Origin of the sequence: Paenibacillus lactis (assembly GCF_017873605.1) — a bacterium.
GTDB lineage: Bacteria > Bacillota > Bacilli > Paenibacillales > Paenibacillaceae > Paenibacillus_AQ > Paenibacillus_AQ lactis.
Window position 1 is genome coordinate 95,017 of sequence record NZ_JAGGKI010000005.1, and the last position, 21,434, is coordinate 116,450.

The 21,434-nt window shown below is 52.7% G+C and carries 19 protein-coding genes and 1 riboswitch; of the genes, 10 read left to right on the plus strand and 9 right to left on the minus strand.

The genetic code is table 11. The features are described 5' to 3' along the window. Nucleotides 1–86: 86 nt before the first annotated feature. Both glpK and J2Z18_RS11350 read right to left on the minus strand, forming a co-directional pair. Nucleotides 87–1,577 carry a glycerol kinase GlpK gene (gene glpK / locus J2Z18_RS11345; RefSeq protein WP_210094715.1) on the minus strand — a complete coding sequence of 497 codons (1,491 nt, stop codon included), beginning with the start codon at nt 1,575–1,577 and terminating at the stop codon, nt 87–89. A gap of 64 nt (nt 1,578–1,641) precedes the next feature. Then, entirely contained in the window at nt 1,642–2,853 is a 1,212-nt protein-coding gene (locus J2Z18_RS11350; RefSeq protein ID WP_245255968.1) for an ROK family transcriptional regulator, read from the minus strand. 440 nt (nt 2,854–3,293) lie between these two features. Here J2Z18_RS11350 and J2Z18_RS11355 point away from each other — a divergent pair, with 440 nt between their 5' ends. From J2Z18_RS11355 to J2Z18_RS11380, 6 genes are all read left to right on the plus strand, one after another. Beyond that, nucleotides 3,294–4,553: an ABC transporter substrate-binding protein gene (locus J2Z18_RS11355; protein ID WP_028405352.1), complete on the plus strand. Its 1,260-nt coding sequence runs from the start codon at nt 3,294–3,296 to the stop codon at nt 4,551–4,553. 100 nt (nt 4,554–4,653) lie between these two features. Then, on the plus strand, nt 4,654–5,595 hold the full coding sequence (locus J2Z18_RS11360) for a carbohydrate ABC transporter permease (protein ID WP_210094717.1): 942 nt from the start codon (nt 4,654–4,656) through the stop codon (nt 5,593–5,595). Nucleotides 5,596–5,615: 20 nt separating this feature from the next. Next, complete coding sequence (locus J2Z18_RS11365; RefSeq protein WP_007132162.1) at nt 5,616–6,452, plus strand: carbohydrate ABC transporter permease; 837 nt, start codon at nt 5,616–5,618, stop codon at nt 6,450–6,452. Between the two features lie 104 nt (nt 6,453–6,556). Continuing rightward, nucleotides 6,557–7,603 carry a Gfo/Idh/MocA family protein gene (locus tag J2Z18_RS11370; RefSeq protein WP_007132163.1) on the plus strand — a complete coding sequence of 349 codons (1,047 nt, stop codon included), beginning with the start codon at nt 6,557–6,559 and terminating at the stop codon, nt 7,601–7,603. Further along, nucleotides 7,600–8,586 (plus strand): Gfo/Idh/MocA family protein, encoded by a 987-nt coding sequence (locus tag J2Z18_RS11375; RefSeq protein WP_144869130.1) that lies wholly within the window; start codon nt 7,600–7,602, stop codon nt 8,584–8,586. The genes J2Z18_RS11370 and J2Z18_RS11375 overlap by 4 nt, the downstream gene beginning before the upstream one ends. Before the next feature lie 486 nt (nt 8,587–9,072). Then, complete coding sequence (locus J2Z18_RS11380) at nt 9,073–10,041, plus strand: Gfo/Idh/MocA family protein (RefSeq protein WP_144869142.1); 969 nt, start codon at nt 9,073–9,075, stop codon at nt 10,039–10,041. 127 nt (nt 10,042–10,168) lie between these two features. Here J2Z18_RS11380 and J2Z18_RS11385 read toward each other — a convergent pair whose 3' ends face one another. The 5 genes from J2Z18_RS11385 to J2Z18_RS11405 form a co-directional block, all read right to left on the minus strand. After that, the gene (locus tag J2Z18_RS11385) at nt 10,169–11,593 is read right to left on the minus strand and encodes an NAD-dependent succinate-semialdehyde dehydrogenase (protein WP_144869133.1); all 1,425 of its coding nucleotides are present in this window, start codon (nt 11,591–11,593) and stop codon (nt 10,169–10,171) included. Between the two features lie 413 nt (nt 11,594–12,006). Continuing rightward, nucleotides 12,007–12,969, minus strand: coding sequence for a siderophore ABC transporter substrate-binding protein (locus J2Z18_RS11390; RefSeq protein ID WP_144869136.1), 963 nt, complete (start codon nt 12,967–12,969; stop codon nt 12,007–12,009). Between the two features lie 364 nt (nt 12,970–13,333). After that, the gene (locus J2Z18_RS11395) at nt 13,334–14,092 is read right to left on the minus strand and encodes an iron ABC transporter ATP-binding protein (RefSeq protein ID WP_028405359.1); all 759 of its coding nucleotides are present in this window, start codon (nt 14,090–14,092) and stop codon (nt 13,334–13,336) included. Further along, nucleotides 14,089–15,036, minus strand: a complete 948-nt coding sequence (locus J2Z18_RS11400) for an iron chelate uptake ABC transporter family permease subunit (protein ID WP_007132169.1) — start codon at nt 15,034–15,036, stop codon at nt 14,089–14,091. The genes J2Z18_RS11395 and J2Z18_RS11400 overlap by 4 nt, the downstream gene beginning before the upstream one ends. Beyond that, nucleotides 15,026–15,979 carry an ABC transporter permease gene (locus tag J2Z18_RS11405; RefSeq protein ID WP_007132170.1) on the minus strand — a complete coding sequence of 318 codons (954 nt, stop codon included), beginning with the start codon at nt 15,977–15,979 and terminating at the stop codon, nt 15,026–15,028. The genes J2Z18_RS11400 and J2Z18_RS11405 overlap by 11 nt, the downstream gene beginning before the upstream one ends. Nucleotides 15,980–16,511: 532 nt before the next feature. Between J2Z18_RS11405 and J2Z18_RS11410 the strand changes: the two genes are divergently transcribed. Beyond that, nucleotides 16,512–17,114: a nitroreductase family protein gene (locus tag J2Z18_RS11410; protein WP_028405360.1), complete on the plus strand. Its 603-nt coding sequence runs from the start codon at nt 16,512–16,514 to the stop codon at nt 17,112–17,114. Nucleotides 17,115–17,288: 174 nt separating this feature from the next. After that, nucleotides 17,289–17,392: riboswitch (TPP riboswitch) on the plus strand. A gap of 99 nt (nt 17,393–17,491) precedes the next feature. Continuing rightward, complete coding sequence (locus J2Z18_RS11415) at nt 17,492–18,097, plus strand: YkoF family thiamine/hydroxymethylpyrimidine-binding protein (RefSeq protein ID WP_028405361.1); 606 nt, start codon at nt 17,492–17,494, stop codon at nt 18,095–18,097. Nucleotides 18,098–18,171: 74 nt separating this feature from the next. Here J2Z18_RS11415 and J2Z18_RS11420 read toward each other — a convergent pair whose 3' ends face one another. Together J2Z18_RS11420 and J2Z18_RS11425 are read right to left on the minus strand one after the other, a co-directional pair. Next, on the minus strand, nt 18,172–18,270 hold the full coding sequence (locus J2Z18_RS11420) for a sporulation protein YjcZ (RefSeq protein WP_007132173.1): 99 nt from the start codon (nt 18,268–18,270) through the stop codon (nt 18,172–18,174). 116 nt (nt 18,271–18,386) lie between these two features. After that, nucleotides 18,387–19,085 (minus strand): nucleotidyltransferase domain-containing protein, encoded by a 699-nt coding sequence (locus tag J2Z18_RS11425; RefSeq protein ID WP_028405362.1) that lies wholly within the window; start codon nt 19,083–19,085, stop codon nt 18,387–18,389. 139 nt (nt 19,086–19,224) lie between these two features. On the opposite strand from J2Z18_RS11425, the gene J2Z18_RS11430 reads away from it, so the two are divergent. Together J2Z18_RS11430 and J2Z18_RS11435 are read left to right on the plus strand one after the other, a co-directional pair. Further along, entirely contained in the window at nt 19,225–19,947 is a 723-nt protein-coding gene (locus J2Z18_RS11430) for a class I SAM-dependent methyltransferase (protein WP_007132175.1), read from the plus strand. A gap of 223 nt (nt 19,948–20,170) precedes the next feature. After that, nucleotides 20,171–21,421 carry a methyl-accepting chemotaxis protein gene (locus J2Z18_RS11435; protein ID WP_007132176.1) on the plus strand — a complete coding sequence of 417 codons (1,251 nt, stop codon included), beginning with the start codon at nt 20,171–20,173 and terminating at the stop codon, nt 21,419–21,421. Nucleotides 21,422–21,434 lie beyond the last annotated feature (13 nt).

The window sequence follows — 21,434 nt, forward strand, 5'->3', positions numbered from 1 at the left end:
CCGTCTGCCGGGTTTTTGTGTGTCCAGTGGTCTCTCCAAGTCTCCAGACATGTATTCACTTAATATTTATTATAGCATAATTCCCGTCAATGAAAAGCCATTGTCGCATAAACGGCTTTTTTCCACCCGTTGTACAGCTTCTCCCTGGTCTCCTCCGGCATCTTCGGCTCGAACCGCTGCCCGGCAGACCACAGACTGCGGATTTCGTCCTGGTCCTTCCAGAACCCGACTGCAAGGCCGGCGAGATAGGCCGCTCCGAGCGCCGTCGTCTCCAGGATGTCCGGCCGTTCGACCGGCACGTTCAGAATATCGCTCTGAAACTCCATGATGAATGTGTTGGCAGCCGCGCCGCCATCCACCCGCAAAGCCGGAATCCGGTACCCGGAGTCCTCAATCATGACAGACAGCACGTCCCGCGTCTGGTAGGCGAGCGATTCCAGTGTTGCACGGATAAAATGCTCCTTCGACGTGCCTCTCGTCAGGCCGAAAACAGCACCGCGCGCTTCGCTGTTCCAATAAGGGCTCCCGAGTCCGACGAAAGCGGGAACGACGTACACGCCATCCGTTGAATCTACCCGGCGTGCATACGGCTCGCTATCCTTCGCCTCCCGGAACATCCGGAGTCCGTCGCGCAGCCACTGAATCGCGGAGCCGGCAACGAATACGCTGCCCTCCAGAGCGTACTGCACCTTGCCTTCCAAGCCCCAGGCGATCGTCGTAATCAGGCCATGCTCGGAATTAACGGGCTTATCCCCCGTATTCATCAGCATGAAGCTGCCCGTGCCGTAAGTCGTCTTGACCATCCCTTCCGAGAAGCAGGCCTGACCGAACAGCGCCGCCTGCTGGTCCCCGGCCGCTCCCGCAATCGGAACCTCGCGCCCGAAGAAATGATACGACACCGTGTTCGCGTATACCTGTGAGGAAGGCTTCACCTCCGGCAGCATCACGGCCGGAATATCGAGAAGCGCAAGCAGCTCTTCATCCCATTTCAGTTCATGAATGTTATACAGCATCGTCCGCGATGCATTGGAATAATCGGTCACGTGGGCCTTGCCCCCGGACAGCTTCCAGATGAGCCAAGTGTCGATCGTACCGAAGAGAAGCTCTCCACGCTCCGCGCGCTCACGGGCCCCCTCAACATGATCCAGCAGCCATTTGATCTTCGTTCCTGAGAAATACGGATCAATCAGGAGTCCTGTCTTCTCCCTAACCATCGAATCATGTCCGTCCGCAATCAGCTGCTCGCACAAGCTTGCGGTCTGGCGCGATTGCCAAACAATCGCATGGTAGATCGGATCACCGGTCTTCCGGTCCCATATGACCGCGGTCTCCCGCTGGTTCGTGATGCCGATGCCGGCAATCTGCTCCGTCTTGACTCCTGCTTCCGACAAGCAGGTGGCGATCACGGCAAGCACCGAGCCCCAAATTTCGTTGGCGTTCTGCTCCACCCAGCCCGGCTGAGGGAAGTACTGCGGAAATTCCTTTTGGGCGGAATGCACGATTTGCCCTTTCCGGTCAAATAATATCGCCCGCGAGCTTGTCGTTCCCTGATCCAGCGACAGTATATATTGCTCCAATTCGTCAGCTCCCCTTCCGATTGAGATTCATGTACCCCAAGATTACGTGCTGATGGAAACGTTGTCAAATCGAAGATTCGATCAGCGAGAAGCCGAACAGATCTTGCAGCAGGACGGCCGCTGCGCCGATCAGCTTGTCGTCACCGCCCAGCGAGGCGAGCCCGAATACCATGTCATTCGCGAGGATCGGCATGGCATGCCGGCCAATATAGTTGCGAACCATCGCCAGCAGCTCCTCGTTCCCCAAAGCCATTTCTCCTCCGAGAATAAGCGCCTCCGGATTAAACATATTCACAAGGTTCACGATGCCCGCACCCAGATGCTCCGCCACCTCCTCGTTAATCGAGATCGCCAGGCGGTCACCGCGCCGAAGCGCCTCCTTGTACATCGAAGGGTCAATTTTTGCATAGTCGCCGCCGCTTAGCTCCTGGATCAAGGTCGGCCGCCCCGTAGCGATCGCCGTTATGATGCGGGAATAGATCGCCACCCAGCTGATGCTGGTATCCAGGCAGCCGATATTTCCGCATTCGCAGCGGATGCCGTTCCAGTTCACGCTGGTATGGCCGAACTCCCCCGCTCCTCCATGCTTGCCGCGAAGCAGGGTATCGTTAATGAGAATCCCGGATCCGAGGCCATCGCCGATCGAAATGTAAATCAGGTTGGAGTAGGCATAATTGCCGAACCGCCGCTCAGCCAGAGCCACCGAGTTCATATCGTTCTCTACCCATACCCGTAAACCGTACTGCTCCTCCATGATCCGTTTCAGCGGGACGTTCTCCATCCGCAGCTTGGTGTTGTAGTAGACGACGCCCTGAGTATCGCTGACGATTCCGGGCACGGTAACGGATAGGCCAACGCATTGTCCTCCGCCGCCGTAGGATCGGATAAAATCATCCGTAAGCTGCAGGAGCCGCTCAACGAGCTCTTTTCCCTGAAGTCCGTCGATCGGAAAAGTGGCCTTTTTCAATATGCTCGCTTCCAGGTTCATCGCCGCCAGAATGATGAGGGAATTCGTGATCGCAACCGCAAACAGATAGTGGTTATTGGGATTGAATTGAAGCAGGATCGGCTTTCTGCCCCCGCTGGAGGAGCCGGTTCCGATTTCAACGACGTAGCCGTCCTTGATTAATTCCTGCACGGCGGACGCCACCGTTGAAGGACTGATGTTGTTCTTCTTGGCCAGGTCGATCCGGGAGATCGGACCCTCCGTCCTTATCTTGTTTAGCACCTTGGACCGATTCAGCGCCTGGATCAGCTTGTGGTCGCCTTTTTTCATATTGTTCAAGCAAGTTCAACCTTTCTTTCGTTTCATCATCGCTTCGTTCCCGGTTGGTACCCTGGGAGCTGGCGGATCAAGCGCTAGTTACACTATACCATTTCGGGGAATCTGTTATAAACTTATTCCATTAACGAAAATAACTCAAGTTCCACAGGTGCAGCAGCGACATCATAAAATGTGAAAAAAATAATTTAAAACAAAATGAAACCGCTGTCTTGAAATATTTTGAATCAAAATATATAATCTTTCGCAACAGAAGCATCGTTATTCCACTCAAAACATTGCATACCTGTGTCAACTTTTTTCGATCACTGGAATAACTATGACTTTTTAATCACAGATAAAGGGGGCAATGCAAGAGGAGTCATTTTCAAGCCAAGCGTCAAGTTGGAGTCACGTGTTGGATCAAACCAAGTTCCTTAGGGAGGTTTTATGTGATGAGAAAAAGAATGGCGGTCCTGTTTTCCGTAATCCTGATGCTCGCAGCCGTTCTGTCCGCTTGCGGCGGCAATGCGTCCGGCGGAGAGAATGGCAAGAAAGTGATCAATGTCGCCTTGTGGGATGAAAATGTGCGGGAGACGCTGGATCAATCGATCAAAATCTTCAACCAGAAGCATCCGAATGTCGAGGTCAAGGTGACGTACACGCCATGGGCGGATTACTGGACCAAGCTGAAAACAAGCCTGGCCGGCAACAGCGGCCCGGATGTGTATTGGATGAACGGTCCCAACTTCCACTCGTACGCTTCCTCGGGTCTCATCAAAGACCTGTCCCCGCTCATTGAACAAAGCGGTCTGGATACTTCGGTCTATAACGAAGCGCTGATCGACATGTATACGTATCAGGGCAAGCTCCACGGCCTTCCTTACTTCCAGGATTCCATCGGTCTGTACTACAACAAGGAATTGTTTGATAAGGCCGGTCTTGCCTACCCGGATGAAACCTGGACCTGGGAGACGCTGGAAGAGAATGCCGCCAAGCTCACCGACAAGGCGAACGGCATCTACGGCTATATTGCCCCGATCGACAGCCAAATCGGATATTACAACTATATCTCCCAAGCGGGAGGCTACGTCATCTCCGAGGATAAGACAACCTCCGGCTTCAATACGCCGGAAGCGCTGGAGGCGTTCAAATGGCAGCAGAGCTTGATCGATAAGGGCTATTCCCCTACGGCTCAGCAGCAGCTCGAGACGAAATCCCGCCAGCTGTTCGGTTCAGGCAAAGCCGCCATGTTCCCGGGGATTTCGGTCAATTCGCCGGAGCTCTACGAGCTGCTTGGAGACAAGCTTGGCGTTGCGGTCCTCCCGGCGGGCAAGGAGAAGGCCTCCATCGTTCATGGCCTGAGCTGGGCGATCAACGGAAAGACCAAGGTCGAGCAGGAAGCCTGGGAGCTGATCCAGGTTCTGTCCGGGAAAGAGGGGCAAGAGCTGCTGGCGAAATCGGGCTTCTCGATGCCTGCCTATAAGGGAACGGAAGAAGGCTGGCTCAAATCGATTCCGTCCTTGGACCTGCAGGTGTTCGTAGACAGTCTGGATTTTGCCGTCCCGTATCCCGTTTCCCAGAAAACCGCGGAATGGCAGGATGCCGAGGTTAAGGAAATCCAGGCAGCCTTCCTGGGCAAAAAGTCATTTGAAGAAGCTCTCAAAAATGCCGGGGATCAGATGAACGCTATTTTGGCTACCGAAACGAAATAGGAGCTCATTGGCTTTTCTGATCATGAAGTGACACCAGCTCTTCTAGCAACTCGCTAATCCGAATTACTCGATAACGAATGAAGAAAGGACGGTGCTGCTTGTGAGCTCTCCTGTAACAGTCACCACGGATCCGCCGGGAACGTCCGCCAAACGAAAGCCCTCCAAGCTTTCGATCAACGAGGCCATCTGGGGTTATGTCTTCATCCTGCCTGTGGTGCTCGGCCTGGGTCTGTTCTACATGGCTCCTTCCGCCGCATCGCTGTTCCTGTCGTTTACCGCATGGGACGGGTTGACCTCTCCCCGGTTTATCGGCATCGACAATTTTGTCAATCTGATGCAGGACGACAAGTTTACGGGATCCTTGCTGAACACGCTCCTGTATACCGTCGGCACGGTCCCCTTGTCCGTCGCGCTGGCAACGGTGCTGGCGGTGCTGCTGAACCAGAAAATCAAAGGGATGGTCTTCTACCGGACGCTGTATTTCATCCCTGTCATCACGATGCCGATTGCGGTCGGCATGGTATGGAAATGGCTGTACAACTCGGAATTCGGCTTGATTAACTATGTGCTGGGCGCGATGAATTTACCGCAGCCGAATTGGCTGTTCGATGAGAAATTCGCCCTCTTCTCCATCGTCCTTGTCAGTGTATGGAGCAGCATCGGCTACAATGCCGTCATCCTGCTGTCGGGATTGCAGGGAATCTCGGGGAGCTACTACGAGGCGGCCTCCTTGGACGGGGCCGGGACGCTGTATAAGTTTTTCCGGATTACGCTGCCGCTGCTGACGCCAAGCTTGTTTTTTGTACTGGTTATGTCCTTCATCAATTCCTTTCAGGTGTTCGATCTGATCTTTATCATGATGGACCAGCAGGCCACGATGCTCGAATCCACCCGGACGGTCGTATACAGCATATGGGAGGACGGCTTCAAGTACTTTAATATGGGCTATGCATCCGCCCAGGCCTTCATCTTGTTCATTGTCATTCTGGTGATTACGATGGTCCAGATGTATATCCAAAAGCGCTGGGTTCATTACCAATAACGGGAGGAGGAGTATACGACGTGAAAACGACAACCCGAACCGATAAAACGAGCCGTCTGGCTGCCCATCTCCTGTTAGCTGTCGGCGCGCTGGTCATGATCATGCCCTTTCTGTGGATGCTCTCCACCTCGGTCAAATCGTTCGCGGACTCCATGTCCGTCCCGCCGAAATGGCTCCCGACCGAATGGCGCTTTGATAACTATGCCCGGGTGATCGACAGCATAGATTTCGGCACGTATTACTTGAATACGGTCATAGTCACGCTCGGGCGAACCGCCGGCCAGCTCGTGCTGTGCTCCCTTGCCGCCTATGCCTTCGCAAGCCTGCGGTTCCCGTTCAAAAATACGATATTCCTCGCGCTGCTGGCCGTGCTGATGGTGCCATCGCAGGTCGTCATGATTCCGAGCTTCGTCATCATGCGCGAGTTCGAATGGCTCGATACGTTCTACGTGCTGATTGTGCCCGGCATATTCAGCGCCTTCGGCACATTCCTGTTAAGGCAGTTTTTCATGACGCTGCCGAAGGATCTTGAGGAGGCCGCCAAAATCGACGGCTGCAGTTATTTCCGCATCTACTGGAACATCTATTTGCCACTGTCCAAGGCCGCGCTCGTCTCCCTTGCCATCTTTACGATACTGGCATCCTGGAACGATCTGCTGTGGCCGCTGATCATGACCAGCTCCGAGGAAATGCGGGTGCTCTCCATCGGTATTTCCAGCTTCCAGGGACAGCATTCCACCGATTACCCGCTGCTGATGGCTGGCGCGGTAATGGCCACGCTTCCGATCATCATCCTGTTCATTTTCCTTCAGCGCTATTTCATTGAGGGGATTGCGATGAACGGTATTAAGGGTTAACGGTTAAGCGGCTTGTTCTGCCGAAAATTTGATTGTAGTTCACATGGTTTACGAGCCCGGCCGACAAGAGCGTCGCCGGTCTCATCTATAAAGGAGTGTATGAAGTGATACGTGTATTAGTTATCGGGGCGGGCACCATGGGAAGAGCCCACGCTTCAGCCTATGCCGTGATGCCTGGCGTGAAGCTTGTCGGCATCGCGGACATCCAGGCGGACAAAGCGAGCGGTCTGGCTGCCAAATGGAGCACCCGAGCGTTCCCTTCCTTCGAGGAAGCGGTGCAGGAGCTTGGCCTTGCCGGTATCGATGTTATCGACATTTGCCTGCCAACCCCTCTCCATAAGGAATATGTCGTGAAGTCGGCCGATGCCGGCAAACACGTCATCTGCGAAAAGCCGATCGCCCGCAGCGCGGAGGATGCCGCATTCATGATCCGCTATTGCCGCGAGAAGGGGGTTCGATTGTTCGTCGGGCATGTGCTTCGGTTCTTTCCGGAGTATGTTAAAGCCAAAGCGCTGCTGGACCAGGGATCGATCGGCAAGCCAGCCGTCATCCGGGCCGGCCGCGGCGGCGGTTATCCGATCGGCTGGAATGACTGGTACAGCGACTTCAGCGCCAGCGGCGGCGTTACGCTCGATGCGATGATCCATGATTTCGACTATTTGCGCTGGTGCTTCGGCGAGGTTGAGCGCGTATACGCCAAGGGGCTTCACGGCCGCCATCAGGCCCAGCTCGATTATGCGCTCGTGACCCTGCGGTTCCGAAGCGGAGTCATCGCCCATGTCGAAGGGACTTGGGCCCATGAGGGCTTCTCCATGCATTTCGAAATAGCCGGAACGAAGGGCGTTATAGATTACGACAGCCGGACGGACACCCCGATCGTATACAAATCGCGCCGCCGTTCGGAGACGGTCCCGGGCGTCATCGTCCCGGAAAGCCCGCTCGCCCAGAGCCCGTATTACCGCGAGCTTGCCCACTTCATGTCCTGCATTCAGGACGGAAGCGACCCGCTGGTCACGGCGGAGGATGCGCTCGAGGCATTGCGCATCGCGCTGGCGGCACTGTCGTCCATGTCTTCCGGTCAGCCGGTTCTGATAGATGCAGATTCCGGAGCCTTAGTCGGTGCTCATTCATATAGAGGGGTGATGTCATGAAGATTGGCGTTATAAGCTTTGCACATATGCATGCATTCAGCTACACGAAGGCGCTGCTCCAGATTGACGGCGTGGAGCTGGCCGGAATCGCCGATACCGATGCGGAGCGTGGAGCCAAGTATGCGGAATATTTCGGAACGACCTATTATCCGGATTACCGGGAGCTGCTGGCGCAAGGCATTGACGGTGTCATCGTCACTTCCGAGAATGCCCGTCACAAAGAGCATACTCTTGCCGCTGCCAAGGCCGGTGTCCATGTTCTCTGCGAAAAACCGCTATCCACCAATATAGCGGATGCCCAAGAGATGATTGAAGCATGCAAGGCAAGCGGGGTGCTGCTGCAGACCGCCTTCCCCGTCCGCTATAATTCCACGGTCATCCGCGCCAAGCAATTGGTGGATGACGGTGCATTAGGCCGCATCCTGGCCATGAAGGGGACCAACCGGGGGCGCAATCCCGGGGGCTGGTTCATCGACCCGGCTCTCTCCGGAGGCGGCGCCGTCATCGATCATACGGTGCATGTAGCAGACATTATGCGCTGGATCTCCGGCGCAGAGGTAAAGGATGTCTACGCCGAGGTCGGCCATTTGATTTCGGAGAAGCCGATCGATGATTGCGGCATGCTGACCATGGAATTTGAAAACGGCGTGTTCGCGACGCTAGACTGCAGCTGGTCCCGCAATAAGGAATACCCGACCTGGGGCGACGTTACCTTGGAAATTATCGGCTCGCAGGGGACGATCAGCGTGAATGCGACCAGCCAGAAGCTGCACGTCTACACCGATGAGTCCGGCTACCGCCATCATGCATGGGGTGACAGCATGGATGCCGAGCTGATCCGTGATTTTATATCGGCCATCTCCTCCGGCGCAGCCGAAGCATCAGTCACCGGCGAGGACGGATTACACGCACTCGCGGTTGCTGTAGCTGCATACCGTTCATCGGAGCAGGGACGGACCGTGACCATGCAGGAATTGGACTAATCCTAGGGGCATTGCAAGGGTAATTACAGACGGCAGCCTCATAAAGCTTGAGTTTGTCACCGTACGCTCGGTGCGTGGAGCTAGCATGTGTTTCGCACTGGCATGTGCGTGGAGTTGGCGTGTGCTTCGAGCTGGCATGTGCTTCGAGCCGGCTGTGCTTCGAGCTGGCATGTGCTTCGAGCCGGCTGTGCTTCGAGCTGGCATGTGCTTCGAGCCGGCTGTGCTTCAAGCTGGCATATGCATGCAGCTGGCATGTGCATTCAGCTGGCGCGTGCTTCAAGCTGACATGTGCTTTGAGCCGGCATGTGCATGAATCCGTGCATCCCTAAATGCCCCCATGCTTCCTATGGCTTTATATCGGCTGTCTTCCGGTATTAAGAGAAAATTACCGTGTTGAATAATATGGAAATCAGGGATATAATCACGAGGACTACGTACCGAACGGGTGTGGTACGTTAACCTAACCACTAGGAGTGATCAATGCCAATGATTAAAGCAGGCGTAATCGGGGCCGGGGGGATGGGCGCCGTACACATCAAAAATCTCCACGAGCATGAGCATGTGCAGCTCGCCGCCATTTGCGATTCCAACGAAGCACTCGCCAAGGCACAGGCGGAGCAATACGGAGCCGCTTATTATACGGACGGCAGCGTCATGATCGAACAGGAGCCGCTCGATGTGCTGTATATCTGCATCCCGCCGTTCTGCCACGGCGATCTGGAAGAGCGAGCGGCAGCGAAAGGCATTCATTTGATGGTAGAGAAGCCGCTCGGACTTGATCTCGAAGCTGTCCGCAGCAAAGCGAAAGCCATCGCGGACAGCGGAATTATTGCCGCTTCCGGCTATTGCTTGCGTTATTTGGATACGGTTGCAATCGCAAAGGATTATCTCAAGGACAAGAAAATCGGAATGGTTCGCGCCCATTACATCACCGTGCCTGTACCAACACCATGGTGGCGCAAGAAAGAGCTATCGGGCGGCCAGCTCGTGGAACAATCTACGCATACCTTGGACCTGGTCCGCTATTTATGCGGCGACATTACCAATCTGTACGCGAATATGGATCTGCTTCTCGTGAAGGATATCCCGGATCTGGACATTCCGGATGTCGGCGTCATCCAGTTCGTGCTCGAATCCGGAGCGCTTGGACAGATGCAAACCGGATTCATCCAATTCGACCATCGCACAGGCGTCGAAATCATGGGACGGAATTTCCGCCTTGTTCTCGACGGTACGACGCTGTCCATTGTCGAGAAGGGGAAGGAAACGATTTACCGCAGCAACTCCAACTTTTATAAAAACCTGACTGATGCGCTGGTCGAAGCCATCCGGCAAAAAAATCCCAGCCTGGTTCTGGCATCCTATGAGGAAGGCCTCAAGACGCTTGAAGCGACGCTGGCCGCGAACGAATCCGCAGAGACCGGCCAGGTTATTCAGCTATCATCTAATAAATAAAATCATGCATGGCAATAAGGGCGATCCCGCAGCGTCAACGGGGATCGCCCTTCTTAGATCCGTTCTCCAATGCCAATATACGAACAAATCATAAACATAAATGAACTGCAATTACACTGCCATCAAACTACAAACCAAGCGAAATGTACTTGACCTCCAAAAACTCATCGATCCCGTAATGCCCGCCTTCCCGTCCAAGCCCGCTTTCCTTGAAGCCTCCAAACGGCGCTTGGGCTGTAGACGGAACGGGATCGTTCACGCCCACGATGCCGTAGTCCAGCGCTTCGGCGATTCGCACCGCTTCCCCGAGATGCTGCGTGAATACATAAGCCGCCAGCCCGTACGGACTGTTGTTGGCGCGCTTAATCGCCTCCTCGATGGCGGTGAAGGTGGTGATCGGCGCCAGCGGCCCGAATGTTTCCTCCTGCATGCACGCCATGTCATCGGTAGCGTTCATAATGACGGTCGGTTCCACGAAGCGACCGCCGAGCTCAGGCAGCTTCTTTCCGCCGGTCAGCACGATGCCTCCCTTCGCCTTCGCATCCTGAATCTGCTTCACCACTTTATCCACTGCGTCCTCGTTAATGAGTGGTCCAATATCGGTACCTTCCTGCAGGCCGTTACCTACCTTCAGCTCGGAAGCAAGCCGCGCAACGCATTCCGCAAACTCTTCAGCTACTCGCTCCTCGACATAAATCCGGTTCGCGCAGACGCAGGTCTGTCCCCCGTTGCGGAACTTGGACGCGATCAAACCCGAAGCCGCCTGCTCCAAATCAGCATGCGCCGTCACGATAAACGGCGCGTGTCCGCCGAGCTCCAGCGATATTTTCTTCACATTCGCGGCCGCCCCGGCCATCAGCTTCTTGCCGACCTCGGTCGAGCCGGTAAAGGACAATTTGCGCACCCGGCCGTCCTGCTGCCACGCCTCCGCGATTTCACCAGAGGGACCTGTCACGAGGTTGATCACTCCTGCCGGAATGCCTGCTTGCTCCGCAAGCTCAACCAGCTTGATGGCGGTAAACGGCGTCTCGCTTGAAGGCTTGATGACCACGGTGCAGCCCGCAGCCAGCGCCGGCGCGACCTTACGGGTTATCATCGAGGCCGGAAAGTTCCAAGGCGTAATCGCAGCAACGACTCCGACCGGCTGTTTGGTTACGATAATCCGCTTCTTGTTCGACGAAGCGGGAATCGTCTCGCCATAGATGCGTTTGCCCTCCTCCGCATACCAGGAGACAAAGCTGTTCGCATAGGCAATCTCCCCTGCCGCCTCCTTCAGCGGCTTGCCCTGCTCCATCGTCATGATCCGCGCCAGCTCATCGGTATGCTCGCTGATCCGTTCAAACCAGCGGCGAAGCAGATCCCCGCGCTCCTGGGCCGTCAGTCCCGACCAATGCCCGAATGCTTCAGCCGCGGCATCCACGGCTTGTTCGGCCTCGATTCTGCCGGCCTTCGGCACGGTCCCGATCACCTTGCCGTCCGCCGGATTATACACCTCAATCGACTTGTCCGTCCGGATCCATTGTCCGCCGATGTATATTTGATCTCGAAACATCTATATAACCTCCTGTCTTCCTGCAAGACTGCAGCCATCCTGCAACTTAAACCCTGATTCGACGAATGCTGCCATATTCTTTATTATCCGATAATCGATGATCCAAAGCAAAGAAACTAACATACGGGAAGGGACGACAAGACCATAGCTTTAGCCGGACCCCCGCGCCTTATATGTAAATTCTGTTCGTCGGACCGAGGGTTTGCCTCCGGCTTTCTTCAGATTCCGCCTCGCGGCGGACACCCTTGCCCTTGGCTAACATTTCCTACTGCCAAGCCTGTAGCGGACTTTCACCGCCGAGTTATCGCCCATGCCGGGCGCACACAACGAAAGATGGCGGGACACGGAATAATCCGGTACCGCCATCTTTTGAATTGAGCTTGTATTATGAATGAGTCTTCATGTCCTCACTATTACTTGATGGCCGCGTCTACTTCTTTAACCATTTCGGATACGGAAGTCAATCCGCCGCCGGACAGGTACCAGAAGTCAGGGTCCAAGTACACGATGTTTCCTTCTTTCGCAGCATTCGTTGTATTGACGAGCTCGTTCTCCACGACTGCTTTAGCGCCGGATTCGCCGTTTCCTGTAGCTACGGCAGCGCCGCGGTCAACGACAAACAGATAGTCCGGATTTTTCTCTACAATATACTCGTTCGAGATGTCCTTACCATGAGTGCTTACTTCAATGTTGCTGTCCACCGCTTTAAATCCGAACACATCATGCAGGATGCCGAAGCGCGATCCTGGTCCGTATGCGCTGATTTTGCCTTCGTTCGCAAGAATGATCAGTGCGTTTTTGCCTGTTGCCGTTGCTTTTTCATTCAGTGCCTTAATGCTGTCTTCAATCGTTTTCAGCTCTTGCTCAACCTCGGCTTCCTTGCCGAAAATTTGTCCGAGCGTGTTCATGTTCTCTTCAAAGGATTCCATGTATTTGCTTGTATCCACGCCCAAGAAGATCGTAGGCGCAATTTCCTGAAGCTCCTCATAGGCTTCCTGCTGTCTTCCGGAAATGATGATCAGGTCCGGTTTGATGCTGTTGATTTTTTCGAAGTCAGGCTCTTTCAAGCTGCCGACATTCTCGTATTTCTTGTCTTCGAATTTGGATAGGTACGAAGGAATATTCGCTTGCGGCACGCCTAACACCTCTACGCCGAGCTTATCCAGGGAATCCAGAATACCGAAATCGAATACGACAACGCGCGTAGGATTCTTCTTCACAGGCGTTTCGCCAAGCTGATGCTTAATCGTAATCTTCTCGGAAGCTGGCGTGTTCGTATCACCGCCGGCTGCTCCCGTTGCCTCCTTATCCTGTCCGCATGCTGCGAGTACAAAAGTGAACATTGCTACCATAACTAACGCTAACCATTTTTTCATTGCTTCCACCCCGTTTGAATGATTTTTTATATTTCGTAAAACATGGTTTATGACCTCATGTCGTGCTTATGCGTTGATGTTTGTCGCATACAACCCTTTGGTCAAGCCCGGTTAAGCTTATCCTACCCAACGTTATGATCCTATGTATAACCGTTCATCCCTCCTGGCTGTAATCAAGAACAATATGGATATACATGTATTTTGAATATTTGGTTGATTTTGTAATACAAAGAGGGCGTATAGAACCGTGCCGTCCTTCTAAAAGGCAGCCAGGTCTGTCCGGACGGATAGGAACTCGCTAGAACCGCACCTCTCGCGGTCTGCTCCGGGCTCGTATCCTCCGAACACATATTCCAACCTTATGTTAGGCGTAGTATACACACACTCTGTTATCGTTAATCTCTTCGATCTCAATGTCCATATCATAGATGCCGCGAAGAACGTTGCTCTGAATAATATGCTCTGTCCGGCCTTCGCTCTCGATCGCCCCATCCTTCAGCGCCACGATGTAATCGGAGTAAAAAGACGCGAAGTTGATATCATGAATGACGATGACAATCGTTTTGTTCAGATCGGTGACAAGCTTTCTGAGTATTTTCATAATCTGCACCGAATGCTTCATATCCAGATTGTTCAGCGGTTCATCAAGCAGGATATACTCGGTGTTCTGGGCAATGACCATCGCGATGTAGGCGCGCTGGGTTTGACCGCCGCTGAGCTGGTGCAGGTATTTATGCTGCATATCCTGAAGCTCCATATACGCGATCGCTTCATCCACATACTTCTCATCTTCCGCCGTCAGCCTGCCTTGGGAGTAAGGAAAACGTCCGAAGGATACGAGCTCGCGTACCGTCAGGCGGAGGCTGATGTGGTTCGACTGCTTCAAGATCGAAACCTTCTTCGCCAGATCGCCGCTCTTCCATTGGCTGACCTCTTTGCCGTCCACCATGATCTGTCCGCTATCCTTGCCCGTCAATCTGCTGATCATGGACAGCAATGTACTCTTACCGGCCCCGTTCGGACCGATAAAGGACGTGATTTGGCCCTTCGGGATCGTAACCGACACGTTGTCGACGACTTTTTTGCCGCCATAGACTTTCGATACGTTCGTAACCTGGATCATGCTTTACTCTCCTTTAATAGCAGGTATATAAAGTAAACACCGCCGATGAAATTGATGATGACGCTGAGCGTCGTGGAGAAGGTAAACACCCGTTCTACAATCAATTGACCGCCAACCAATGCGATGACGCTGATCAGTATGGAAGCTGATATCAAGTAGGAATGACGGTAGGTTTTCATAAATTCATAAGCAACGTTAACGACCAGCAGTCCAAGGAATGTGATTGGACCCACCAGCGCGGTAGCAACCGAGATCAGCACTGCCACGACGATCAACAGCCGCTTTACAACATAATCGTAGTTCACGCCGAGGTTGATCGCCTGCTCCCGCCCGAGCGCAAGCACGTTCAGATACTTGGTGAATCTTGCGAAGTACAGGAGCGTAACGGCAACGACAATGCTCGCCATGATCAGCAGATCGGTCTTCACATTGTTAAAGCTGGCGAACATTTTATCCGCTACGTATTGGAACTCGTTCGGATCGATCAGCACCTCCATGAAGGAGGACATGCTGGAGAACAAGGTTCCGAAGATCATGCCGATTAGGAGGAGGAAGTAAATATTGTTGCCTTCCCTCCGGAACAGAAGCCGGTATAACACGCCGGCGAACAGAATCATGGCCCCGACATTGATCAGGAAATTTGCGTTGCTGCCCAGTTTGTACAGCGTAAAGGAACCGAATACGAAGATGACTGTCGTCTGAATCAAAATATATAAAGAATCCAATCCCATGACGCTCGGCGTCAAAATCCGGTTATTCGTGACCGTTTGGAACACCGTGGTAGACAGGGCGATCGCCCCGCCGGTCAGAATAATGGCCAGCACCTTCTTGATTCTTCGCGGGAAGGCGTAATCCCAACTGCCGCCAAGATCGATGAACAGAAAGGCCGCCACCAGGATAATTGCCACCGCGGCCAGCAGGCCGATTTTGGCTCTATAAGTCATAAGCCTTTCTCCTCATCAGTAAGTAAATGAAAATACCGCTTCCGAGCACGCCCACGGTCAGACTGATCGGAATTTCGTATGGGTATATGATGATCCGGCCAAGGATATCGCAGAACAGAACGAATCCGGCCCCTAGCAGCGCGGTATGGGAAAGGCTTTTTTTCAAATGGTCTCCCAGATACAGGCTTACAATATTCGGTATGATCAAACCGAGAAAAGGAATCACGCCGACCGTCAACACGACGGATGCGGTTACCAGCGCTACAATGACCAAGCCCAAATTAACGACGCGCCGGTAATGAAGTCCAAGGTTCGTGGCGAATTCCTCACCCATGCCGGCAACCGTGAATTTGTTGGCGAACAGGTAGGCCAGAATGACCAGCGGAACGCTGATATACAGAAGTTCGTACTGTCCCTTGATGATCATGGAAAAATCGCCTTGAAGCCATGCGGACATGTTCTGAATGAGATCATATTTATAAGCGAAGAACGTAGCGATCGAGCTTACGATGTTCCCGAACATGAGTCCAACGAGCGGAATAAAGATCGCATCCTTGAACTTGATCCGGTCCAGGATCTTCATGAAGATAAACGTGCCGGCCAGAGCGAATACAAAAGCCACCAGCATTTTCACAAGCGGTCCGCTTGTCGTGAATACGAGCATCGCAACGAGAATTCCCAGTCTTGCGGAATCCATGGTTCCCGCCGTTGTCGGCGATACGAATTTGTTGCGGCTAAGCTGCTGCATGATCAATCCGCAGATACTCATGCTGACTCCCGCCAGAATTAGACTGACTAGACGCGGCAAGCGGCTGACGAGCATAATATGCTGTTGTTGTTCCGTCATGGAGAATAAGTCCAGCGGCGAAATATCCTTGACTCCGATAAATAAGGAGACGATGGAAAGCGCCACAACGGCTGCGGCTAAGTAAATGATCTTCATGGCTCTTCCTTCTATGCATATGTCTCTAAATCATTTCGTCAGCTCGTAATTCAGTTATCATTCTCATTGAGATTGATTATCAATTACGTTCTGATAAGCATTATATCACCCTCATTCTCAACCGACAAGTATAATTGAGAATCAAACTCAATTAAATTATTAATCTTTGCATGATTTGTTCATCAATTGTTCATAATATGAAGCTTGGCAGAAATTAGCCGTTGTTGTCCTCAATCCTTCCATTGTTCTCCTCGCCCTCTCTTATAAATAGGAAATAAAAAATCCCTTCCCCTGTTTTAGCTCCCAATCACGGGGTATTTCATCTATAAATTCTCAATCACAGGGTTGACAATGACCAATGTGATATAATAACATACTAACGGAAGTATTATTTCTTACAATTAGTAAGTTGTTAAGGAATAATAATTCAACATATTTCAGCGATCACCTTAATGCATATTTGCTTGAATGATAGGACATCTTTTTATCAGGCGTATGCAATCCAAACCATGACTCAGGAGGGTTTATCAACATGTCTAAAGACTTCCTTACCGCACTTAAAAATCGCCGTTCCTACTATGCGATCAGCAAGGATTCCGTCATCTCCGATGAGCGTATCCAAGAAATCGTGAAAGATGCCGTGAAATACACGCCTTCTTCCTTCAACTCCCAAAGCGCACGCGCGGTCGTTCTGCTTGGTGAGCAGCATGACAAGCTGTGGAATATTACGGAAGGCATTCTGAAGGAAGTGGTGGGCGACGAGCAAGCATTCAAATCCACCGCTGAGAAAATGGCCTCTTTCCGCGCAGGCTATGGCACCGTGCTGTTCTTCGAGGACAACGATGTCATCGCAGGGCTTCAGCAAAACTTTGCGCTCTATGCCGACAACTTCCCGGTATGGGCGAATCAGTCGAACGGCATGCTTCAGCTCGTCGTTTGGACAATGCTGGAAGCCGAAGGACTGGGTGCTTCCCTGCAGCATTACAACCCGCTGATCGACGAAAAAGTAAAAGCTGAATGGAACATTCCTGAAAACTGGAAGCTGATTGCACAAATGCCATTCGGCAAGCCGGCTGCTGAGCCAGGGGACAAGGAATTTGCTCCGCTTGAAGATCGCGTGAAAGTTTACAAGTAAGCGAAACAAGACCAAGAGCCGCCATCAGGAAGCCTATTAAAGCTCCTCATGGCGGTTTTTTGCTGCAGTGACATTGTTTTTTCGATGCCGAGACGTTACAATTACCAAGTAAGAAGCCGCCCTCTTTCGAAAGCTTGGACCGGCCGGCATCTAAGCAAAATTTCATATCTTGTGTTGCTGTACTAGGGGTGCCTTGTGCTGAGAAACGGCAGGACCGCCGTTAACCCTTACTACCCGATCTAGGTCATGCTAGCGTGGGGAAGTGTAGCGTTCATGTTTATGTATTTTTCGCGTAGACATCGCCGCACTTATCCCTTAGGGTGCGGTTTTTTGCGTTATTTTGCATTCTCAAATTTATGCTGCAGGAGGAATCTACAATGAATGAGTTAGCATGCGGAACCAGCCGGATTGTTGGCTGCCGGTTCTCGGTATTTCCGATGACGGACCGCTTCGTCGAAGTGATTGTGGGGGCGTTGGAGTCTGTGCATACGGATAAGGTATGGATTCATACCGATGATGTCAGTACTTGTGTTCGCGGACGTGCCGAGCACGTATTTGACGTTACCCGTGCGATATTCGCCCATGCGGCAGCTTCCGGCGTACATACAGTCTTTAATGGGACCTACTCCATCGGCTGCCCAGGCGATACGGATGCGGATGTCTATATGTCTGAGGATTCCGGGGTGTTAAACAGCGAGCTTGGACCACACGCGGATATTGAAACCGCCTGCCAGTTCGCCTTGTATCCGCTCGGAACCGAGCATTATATGGATATTATCTACGGAGAAGTGCAGCGCGCCAAGGAAAAGGGAACCTTCGGGGGCAGCGTCCATTACGCAAGCCGTCTCGACGGAACGCTCACTCGCGTATTCGAATCCCTCGAGGATGCGTTCAAGCATGCCATCCAGACAGATACCAGCCACCTCGTGATGACCGCTGTCGTCTCCGCGCACAGTCCATCGCCAAAGCAGAATAGCGTATAATATGCACGCTTAAGCAGACAAGGACCCGGCGATATGCCGAGTCCTTGTGCTATCCACCGCGTATCCTTGATGAATTAAACCCAAGCAAGCGAGATGATTACGAGCAGGATAAAGAGAACCAGTATAATACCCGTTGATGTGCCCCAAACATCTCCACCATATGCTCCGCTCATGACGATCCCTCCTGGATTTATTGAAATACGTGATGTCATCACATATTAAGGTATGAGCCGGAAAGAACGACGGTCACGGCAGCTGTACCGCTTGTCTTTTCCCCCAGCCGATGGCCTTATTCTTCATATCCGACAAGCAGCTGGCCTCCGTAAGGGAGCAAAACCTGCTCGCACAGCTTCATGAGCTGATGCGATTGCCGGGTACGGTACATCGCCTCCAGCGCTTGCACCAACCGCTCGCTAAAATGCGGATCGAAGCCGGAGACCAGCCGGAACAGCGTCTTCCCTTCCCCCGTCCATTGCCGGTTCACCCTCAGGACAAACTCGCAGAGCAAAGTCGATATTTTTTGAACGGTAAACCAGGCTTCCCCGTCCCCTTTGGCCTGCTTAAGATCCATCATGTATTCGGTGATCATGTACCGGGCTGCGTCAATATCGGACATCGTTAATGGCAGCGGGCCGTAATCCAGATCAGCCTGGGCCTCCCCGCGAATGGCTTCCCCTTCCGGTAGCGAGCAGAGAACAACGCCTTCAGCCATGATCCGCTGCAACGTCGGATTCGCCGCAACGATGCCTGCGTCAAAATCTTCGCGATAGCCGGAGCTAGATAAAATAAACAGCTCTACGATCCAGCCGGCAGCTTCAATCGTCCTTCTCCTCAGCCCTTCGCCTTCTCTCTCTACAATGATCACGTCAAGGTCTGAGTGCTCGTTATGCTCTCCCCTGGAAGCACTGCCCCCCAGTACAGCCAGCAGACAATCCGGATATTGTTCCGACACGACCTTCCTTGCGGCCTGAATCGGCTCCATCTTCATGCGTATTTCCCCCAAACCGCTCATATCTTCAAAAAAAGGGCTCAAAATAGTAAATTCAGCGAAAACCCCAAACGTACCTCAATCATATGGTAAATAAACAAATATCCTTATGCAGATAACGAAAGTAGGGATCCATTCGATGAATTACATTAACATGCTGTCCAAATTAGGGATGGGCAGCGCCCACCCCGGGGGATTCGAGGCCACTCTGAGAATGCTGAATTCGTACCCTATCAGGCCGAGCAGCCGAATTCTGGAGGTTGGCTGCGGAACCGGCCGAACGGCCTGTCACCTAGCCGGCCTAGGCTACCAAGTGACGGCCATTGATCTGAATGAGCATATGATTACAAAAGCAAAAGCAAGAGCAGCGGCGATGGGCAGTGATGTGGAATTTCTTCAGGCAGACGTATGCTCGCTGCCTTTTCCGGACAATCAATTCGATGTCATTCTGGCCGAGTCGGTCACCGTCTTCACCGATACGTCGCGCTCCATTCCGGAATATTACCGCGTTCTGGATGCCGGCGGAATTTTAATGGACAGGGAGCTGATTCTGGATAAGAGCATGCCTGAACCGCAGCTCAACGAGCTGCTTGCCTTCTTCGGCATCCCCCGCCTCATGGACCGGGAGAAATGGCGCGATGCGCTGCTGGGCAGCGGCTTCAAGCAGGCCGAGGTGCTGGAATACAATCATTTCAACGAGAAGTTGAAGGAGGAACAGACACGCCATCTGGATGCCTATGAGCAGCGGGATAAAGGAATATTGCTCGACCTTGCACTCTGGGAGACGGTCTTCAAGCATGACCGCATGATTCTCGATAACACCGAATATTTGGCCTCCGCATTGTTCCGGGCAGAGAAATAGACAATCGTTGGAGCGGGTTTGTAGCGCATAAGCGTTCACAAATCCGCTCTCTTTTTCACGAGTTCTGTACGAGGATAACATTAGATCAGAATCTTCCGGGTTTCATTCAGGGTCTTTAGACTCACCTGATTGAAAATTTTGTAATTCCTTGTATCTACTTTTGTCGCACGATGATATAATCATGGTAAAAATATCCTATATAGCTTGAGGAGGATTCATTCGTATGGCATGGTTCAACAGACTCCCGATCGCTCAAAAAATCACAGCAGCCTGTTATCTCATTGCCGCCTTGTTCGCGCTTCCAATGCTGATCGCCTTTATACTCGTAGGCAAAGCGGTCATTGGTATCGTACTTGTTGCGGTGCTAATCGGACTCACTTATCCACTTTCCCGTGTCATTGAGAGAGCGCTTACGAGCACGTTCTCCGAAATCTCCAGCGTCTCCGCCAAAATTGCCAAAGGAGATTTTACCTTCCAGGTAGAAGAGATGGGCGGAATGAATGATCTCAGCAGAACCTTCAACAGCATGGTGGACAAGCTCCGCAAAATCCTTCAGGAAACCTCCGACATCACCCGCAGCGTCATGGCTTCAAGCCGGAATATATCAACGAAAAATCAGGAGCTTATCCAGGTCATGAACCAGGTATCGCTTTCTGCAGGAGAGCTGGCCGTCGGAGCAGGCGAAATATCGGAGGACGTGTCCGCAATGACCGACTCGATCAAGGAAATCGAGGAGAAGGTCGGCAATTACACCCACTCAACCCATGAAATGAACTCCCGGTCGATGGCAACTTTGCAGCTGGTGGAGCAAGGAAGAGAATCGGTATCCCGGCAATCGGCCGGCATGCTGCGAAATATCGAGGCAACGGCCAAAGTATCCGAATCCATTGATGCGCTCGCGCGAAACGCCAAAGGCATTACGAAAATTACCGAAACGATATCCGAGCTGGCCGATCAGACGAATCTGCTGTCATTAAACGCTTCAATCGAGGCGGCCCGTGCCGGCGAGCACGGCGCCGGCTTTGCCGTTGTAGCCCAGGAGGTTCGAAAGCTCGCGGAGGAATCGACCTCCTCCACGCGTGAAGTGTTCAATCTGGTTCGCAGCATTGAGGCAGACATTAAGCATGCGACCCAGAACATTAAGATCAATGAGGATGTCGTGCGCCAACAAACGGAGCTGATCCGGGAAGCCGAGGAAGTCTTCATGCAGATCGTAAGCAGCGTGCAGTACATCACCGAGCAGATTGCCGCCTTCTCCAAGGAAAGCGAGTCCATGCTGGAGAGCGCGCAGAGCATATCCGCCGCCATTCAGAACATTTCGGCCATTACCCAGCAGTCCGCAGCAGGGACGGAGCAGGTATCCGCCTCCATGAACGAGGGGATTACCTCAATCAAGAAGATGGCCGAAGAAGCAGAGGCAATGAACAACGCTGTCTTCCAGCTGCAGAAGACGATCAATATTTTCAAATTCTAGCTGAATTACATAC